The organism is Streptococcus suis, assembly GCF_016743335.1.
GTDB classification, from domain to species: domain Bacteria; phylum Bacillota; class Bacilli; order Lactobacillales; family Streptococcaceae; genus Streptococcus; species Streptococcus suis_Y.
In genome coordinates this window covers 22727-29550 of record NZ_WCJE01000029.1, presented here as the reverse complement: position 1 = coordinate 29550, position 6824 = coordinate 22727, and the positions used below count along the sequence as shown (strand labels likewise).

7 protein-coding genes are annotated in these 6824 nt (G+C 38.1%); all 7 read left to right on the top strand.

Annotated elements, in window-relative coordinates; translation table 11 throughout:
- The first annotated feature begins 258 nt into the window (after nt 1-258).
- Complete coding sequence (gene yfmF / locus F9856_RS08645; protein ID WP_202106365.1) at nt 259-1512, top strand: EF-P 5-aminopentanol modification-associated protein YfmF; 1254 nt, start codon at nt 259-261, stop codon at nt 1510-1512.
- Nucleotides 1509-2792 (top strand): EF-P 5-aminopentanol modification-associated protein YfmH, encoded by a 1284-nt coding sequence (gene yfmH, locus F9856_RS08640; protein ID WP_202106364.1) that lies wholly within the window; start codon nt 1509-1511, stop codon nt 2790-2792. Before yfmF ends, yfmH begins: the two co-directional genes overlap by 4 nt.
- A gap of 81 nt (nt 2793-2873) precedes the next feature.
- Nucleotides 2874-3731 carry a helix-turn-helix domain-containing protein gene (locus F9856_RS08635; protein ID WP_202106363.1) on the top strand — a complete coding sequence of 286 codons (858 nt, stop codon included), beginning with the start codon at nt 2874-2876 and terminating at the stop codon, nt 3729-3731.
- Between the two features lie 9 nt (nt 3732-3740).
- Complete coding sequence (pgsA, locus tag F9856_RS08630) at nt 3741-4280, top strand: CDP-diacylglycerol--glycerol-3-phosphate 3-phosphatidyltransferase (protein ID WP_172002789.1); 540 nt, start codon at nt 3741-3743, stop codon at nt 4278-4280.
- Complete coding sequence (locus F9856_RS08625) at nt 4280-5116, top strand: energy-coupling factor ABC transporter ATP-binding protein (protein WP_202106362.1); 837 nt, start codon at nt 4280-4282, stop codon at nt 5114-5116. The genes pgsA and F9856_RS08625 overlap by 1 nt, the downstream gene beginning before the upstream one ends.
- Complete coding sequence (locus F9856_RS08620) at nt 5092-5934, top strand: energy-coupling factor transporter ATPase (protein ID WP_202106361.1); 843 nt, start codon at nt 5092-5094, stop codon at nt 5932-5934. Before F9856_RS08625 ends, F9856_RS08620 begins: the two co-directional genes overlap by 25 nt.
- Complete coding sequence (locus F9856_RS08615; RefSeq protein ID WP_202106360.1) at nt 5927-6721, top strand: energy-coupling factor transporter transmembrane component T family protein; 795 nt, start codon at nt 5927-5929, stop codon at nt 6719-6721. The genes F9856_RS08620 and F9856_RS08615 overlap by 8 nt, the downstream gene beginning before the upstream one ends.
- Nucleotides 6722-6824: the final 103 nt, after the last annotated feature.

Here is a 6824-nt window from a genome sequence, read left to right as displayed (position 1 = left end):
GCGCATCAATTTGATACGCTAGTACTTGCCTGCTGAACTCATTATTTTTAGTCTATCATGCTATAAATGATAGGTTTTTTTTGTTCCCCTTTTTGTACACTTTCTAGGAAAATGTAACGCTTTATAAAGTTTACACATTTTTCAAAAAATCCAGTAAAATCAACTATAAAGGCGTGTAAAGCAATCAAATGCTAAAGCCAAGCATACCTTATCACAAAATGGTATAATGGAAGGTACAATGTTTGAAAGAGGAAGACGATGAAATTACAAGAGGGAGTAGATCTTCATTTTATTGATACAGATCAGTTTACGACAAATCGTATACGTATTCGCTTTGCAGCTGAAATGAGTGAGGCTACAGTCGCTGGTCGTGTGTTAGTTGCAAATATTTTTGAAATGGGTAACCAAGAATTTCAGACTGCTCAGGCTGTTCGGAGAAGATTGGCAGAATTGTATGGTGCTCAGTTCTCGACCTCAGTTTCGAAACGTGGTAGGGTGCACTGTGTAGATGTGACAATTTCATATGTCAGTCCTCGTCACTTGCCAGAAAATGAGGATATTACAGTAGAGATTCTTGATTTTTTATATACGTGTATATTTAGACCACTGAAAAAGGGGCGAGGATTTGATAACCAGATTTTCGAGGTTGAAAAAACGAATTTAATCAATTTTCTTCAGTCAGAGATAGAAGATAATTTTTATCATGCAGATGTTGAAATGAGTAAGCTTTTTTATAAAGATCCCTCTCTTCAAATTCCACGCGTCGGTAGGCTTGATTTGGTTGAAAAAGAAACAGCAGAATCAACCTTTCAGATTTATCGGAATATGTTGCGTATGGATAAAATTGATATATTTGTCTTAGGGAAGGTTGACAGAGAACAAGTCAAAAGAAAACTTGAAGATTTTGGTTTTACTTATAGAAAACCAAAATTAGAGTTAGAATATCATCAGGAATACTCAAACATCACGCAAGAAAAAATCGAGCGTAAACAGGCAAGGCAGTCCATTTTAGAATTGGCATATCATTTACAAGTGGTTTACAACGATGTAAACTATCCAGCTTTGATGGTATTTAATGGTCTACTAGGTGCTTTCTCCCATTCGAAATTATTTATGAATGTTCGTGAGAAAGAAAGTTTGGCCTATACAATTGGCAGTCAGGTCTCTATTTTTTCAGGAATGCTGAAGGTCTATGCTGGAATTAGCCGTGAAAATAGACTCAGGGTAATGAAGTTAATTAGTAAACAACTACTTGATTTAAAATGTGGTAAGTTTACAGAAGAAGAATTAGAGTTGACAAAAAACATGTTGATTCATTCAGCAACCTTGGCTCAAGATAGGCAGAATAATTTGATAGAACAAGTATATAATCAAGTTACCTTAGGAAATAGAAATTTAAGTTGGTTAGATTGGATTGAGGCTATCAAATCGGTATCAATAGACGATGTCATTCGAGTAGGACAGATGATTAATTTACAGGCTGTTTACTTTATGGAGGGGACAGAAGAATGAAGTTAATTGAGAAGAAGTATCCTTACATGAAAGAATCTGTCTTTTATGGGAAAGTTGACAATGGGTTGACAGTTATTTTGCTTCCTAAAGTAGATTTCCATGAGACATATGGAATTCTAACGACAAATTTTGGGGGTATTCATACTCGATTTACATTGGCTAATGGTAATAGTGTTGTTTATCCTGCAGGGATTGCACATTTTTTAGAACATAAGCTGTTTGAAACTGAGAATGAAGAGGATATTATGAATGAGTTTGCTAAATTGGGAGCAAGCGCAAATGCTTATACCAGTTTTAGACAGACTAGTTACTTATTTTCAACGACTCAGACAGTATTGGAGTCTCTATCACTTTTACAATCTTTTGTTCGAGAACCGTATTTTACAGAAGACAATGTAGGAAGAGAACAGGGGATTATTGAACAAGAAATCGAGATGTATCAAGATGATGCAGATTATCGCTTGTTTACGGGAATTTTATCATCGCTTTATCCAGAAAGTCCTTTGGCCTATGATATAGCAGGGACAGTTGAATCAATTGCTGCAATTACTGCGGATGATTTACATGAGAATTTTGATGTGTTTTATCATCCAAGTAACATGAATTTATTCGTTATTGGTAATTTTGATTTAGAGGCAGTTTGGAAACAAATTTCAAGTTATCAAGTAGCTCAGATGGATAATCCAGCTCAGTCGTTTGAATTGGCAGGTGTCCAAAAGTTGCCGATACAGGAACATCTCTCAGAGCAATTTGAAGTATCTACCCCAAAATTGGCTGTTGGTTTACGGGGAAATGACGAGGTTGATAAGGAGACTATTCAGAAATATCGGCTTAGTTTACAATTTTTATTTGCCATGTTGTTTGGTTGGACTTCAAAACGCTATCAACAGTTATACGAGCAGGGAAAAATTGATTCTTCTTTCCAGTTCCAATTAGAGGTTACACCTGAATACCACTATTTGATTATCTCGGGAGATACTCAAGAACCTATTACGCTTTCTAGTATCCTGATGAAAGCACTTAGGAAATTTGAGGATGATGCAGATGTGACAGAGGATCATTTACAATTGTTGAAAAACGAGATGTATGGAGATTTTATTCGTAGCTTAAATTCTCTTGAGTTTACAGCTAGCCACTTTGTTTCTCAGTATTCAGAATATGAAAATGTTTTTGATATACCTCAAATGATACAAAGTCTTCAGTTAGATGACATCAGAGAGGCAGGTCGTCGCTTTATTGATCACTGTGATATGACAGATTTCACGATTTTTCCAAAATAAGTGGGCGCAACCCGTCGAAATTTCCTTGGAATTTTGTTAGAATAGTATACTGTACATGATGAGCGATAGAGAGAGAGTATTATGAGACAAAAGAGTATAGGGGAAGTACTTAGAACAGCCAGAGAAGGACGGGGTTGGACATTTGTTGACTTGCAACGGATAACAAAAATCCAAGCTAAATATTTGCAGGCACTTGAGTACAATGATTTTGATTTTATTGCAAACTCAGATGATGTTCAGTCTATGTTAAAAGCATATGCTGAGGCTTTGGAATTAGATGCAGATGTTCTACTGGATGCTTACGAAATCAATAGTTTAGTGAAATATTATGAAGATGGAGAAGAAGAACTACGCTCTTCAGAATTGAAAAGAAGCTATAAGGTTCGTAAACGTAAAAAGAACTCTTATCTTCCGTTGATTTACTTATTACTCGCGACGGGTTTGATTATTATTTTTGTGACTTATATTGTTCATAGCAGGCTTCAAAATAGAGCATCTATTACGCCTACTACAACATCATATAGTATAGTTGAGCAATCTGTATCTGAAGCAAGTAGTGGCACAGAGACGAGTTCTACTGAGCAGGCGCAGTCAAATTCAACGAGTTCAAGTAGTTCCGCTACAGAAAATGTGACTATTTCAGGATCAGGTTCTAACATTGTTGCGACCCTTAAAACAGTGACTTATCCAGTAGAAGTAACTGTAACAGCAAAAAATACAACGAGTTGGATCAGCCTTTCTGACACCTTGTTAGAGGGGGGCGTTACACTAACACCTGATAATCCAACAGTAACTACTACTATTGAAGAAGGAGTGACTTCTACTACACTTGTTCTTGGTGTTGCCAAAGGAGTAGAGGTAACTGTAGGTGGCAAAAAGCTAGATCTATCAGCCTTGACAGCAGATACAGGCTCAATTACAATAAATTTTGGACAATAAAGGTTTTATATGAAAAAAGAAAATATTCCCAATGCCTTGACGGTAGGACGAATTCTGGTTATTCCTATTTTTATCCTCCTACTGTCTGTATGGCATTCAACACTCAGTCATATCTTAGCAGCACTAATCTTTGCTTTGGCAAGTATCACGGATTATCTAGATGGTTATTTGGCTCGCAAATGGCAGGTTGTGACCAACTTTGGTAAGTTTGCGGATCCGATGGCTGATAAGATTTTGGTCATGTCAGCCTTCATCATGTTGGTGGAACTTGGTTTTGCTCCAGCTTGGGTGGTTGCGATCATTATCTGTCGTGAATTGGCAGTGACAGGTCTTCGTCTACTCTTGGTGGAAAATGGAGGAACAGTTCTAGCTGCGGCTATGCCTGGTAAGATTAAGACTTTTTCACAGATGTTTGCGGTTATTTTCCTCCTCCTACACTGGAATTTGTTAGGACAAATCACGCTTTATATTGCTCTATTCTTCACCCTTTATTCAGGCTATGACTATTTCAAGGGTGCATCTTTCTTGTTTAAAGATACATTTAAATGATGAATAATATTATTGAAGTAAAAAATCTTACCTATAAATACAACCAAGAGGATGAACATTACACTCTAAACGATGTTTCGTTTCACGTGAAACAGGGAGAATGGTTGTCTATTATCGGTCATAATGGATCTGGTAAGTCGACGACTGTTCGCTTGATTGATGGTCTATTGGAAGCAGAATCCGGTGATATTTATATTGACGGTGATGTCTTAACAGTCGATAATGTCTGGGATAAGCGGCGTCTGATTGGCATGGTTTTTCAAAATCCAGACAATCAATTTGTGGGTGCTACAGTAGAAGATGATGTTGCTTTCGGTCTAGAAAATCAAGGAATCCCCTTGGAAGAGATGCGGACTCGAGTGAACGAGGCTTTGGAGTTGGTTGGAATGGCTGATTTTAAAACTCGTGAACCCGCTCGTCTATCGGGTGGTCAGAAGCAACGGGTAGCCATTGCTGGAGTGGTTGCCTTGCGTCCAAAAATTATTATTTTGGATGAGGCTACGTCTATGTTGGATCCAGAAGGGCGTCTCGACTTGATTAAGATTGTCCGTGAGATTAAGGATCGTCATGGTATGACAGTTATTTCCATCACGCATGATTTAGATGAGGTTGCATTGAGCGATCGAGTGATTGTGATGAAACAGGGGCAGGTTGAATCAATTAGTAGTCCAGACGAGTTATTTATACGTGAAGATTTGGTTAATTTAGATTTGGACAAACCGTTCACGACAGAATTAGCGACATCTTTGCGTCAGGCTGGGCTTGATTTACCGCTCCGCTATTTTACAGAGGAAGAATTAGAGGAAACTGTATGGGAATTCATCTCCAAGAAGTAAGCTATACCTATCAAGCTGGCACTCCTTTTGAGGGGCGTGCGCTTTTTGGTGTGGATTTAGAGATTGTTGATGGCTCTTATACGGCGCTTATTGGGCATACGGGGTCGGGTAAGTCAACGATTTTACAACTCTTGAATGGATTAAATGTACCGACAGAAGGAAGAGTGGTCATTGATGATGTTGTGATTACAGCGACATCTGAAAATAAGGATATTAAGCAAGTCAGGAAGAAAGTCGGGCTGGTGTTCCAATTTCCTGAAAGTCAAGTGTTTGATGAAACGGTCTTAAAAGATGTTGCTTTTGGTCCACAAAATTTCGGAGTTTCTCAGGAAGATTCTGAAACGATTGCGCGTGAAAAGTTGGCCTTGGTCGGAATTGATGAAAGCTTGTTTGAGCGTAGTCCATTTGAACTATCTGGTGGCCAAATGCGTCGGGTAGCGATTGCTGGGATTCTGGCAATGGAACCAAGTATCTTAGTTTTGGATGAACCAACAGCTGGTTTGGATCCTGCTGGTCGTCAGGAATTGATGGATATTTTCAAAAAGCTCCATGAATCAGGCATGACAATCGTTTTGGTAACTCATTTGATGGACGATGTGGCGAATTATGCTGATTTTGTTTACATTATGGAGAAGGGAAAATTAGTGCGTTCAGGAAAAACTGTTGATATTTTTCAAGAGGTGGATTTTTTGGAGAGTATTCAGTTGGGAGTACCTAAGATTACTAAGTTTGCAGCTAATTTGGAGAGAAGAGGCTTTGTCTTTGAACGTCTTCCGATTACAATTGAAGAATTTACGGGGATGGTGACACATGGATAAATTGATTTTGGGTCGCTATATCCCAGGGAATTCCATTCTTCATCGCTTGGATCCAAGAAGTAAGCTTTTAGCAATGTTTGGATTTCTATTGATGATTTTTTTGGCCAATAATTTGGTCACCAATGCCTTGTTGATAGCATTTGTTTTAGGAATGGTTGTTTTATCTCGTATTCGCTTATCATTTTTTATTAATGGTTTGAAACCGATGATAGGAATTATTCTATTTACAACTTTCTTCCAGGTTTTCTTTACACCTGGAGCGACCATTCTATGGGAATTTTGGATTTTTAAATTATCTGTAGAAGGGTTGCAACAGGCGGCGATTATTTTTGTTCGCTTTGTTTTGATTATTTTCTTCTCGACCTTGTTGACCTTGACGACGACACCCCTTAGCTTGGCAGATGGTATTGAATCAGGTCTGGCACCTTTGAAGCGATTGAAGGTTCCTGTGCATGAGATTGGCTTGATGTTATCTATGAGTTTGCGTTTTGTACCGACCTTGATGGATGACACCACTCGTATTATGAATGCTCAAAGGGCACGTGGAGTGGACTTTAATGAGGGCAATCTTATCCAGAAGGTAAAATCTGTCATTCCTATTTTGATTCCCTTGTTCGCTTCGAGTTTTAAGAGAGCTGATGCTTTAGCAACAGCCATGGAGGCGCGTGGCTATCAAGGAGGAGAAGGTAGAACCAAGTACCGTATTTTAGCTTGGAAGTGGGCGGACACAGTAGCTATTCTTATTATGATTGCTTTGGCTTCTGTGCTATATTTTTTAAAAAATTGAGTGAAAAAACGCTAGAAATAGCGTTTTTATTGTCTAATTTCAATTTGAATGTAATATTTGTAATAGATTTTCAAAACCAAAGTAATAGTTAGGAGGTATACTA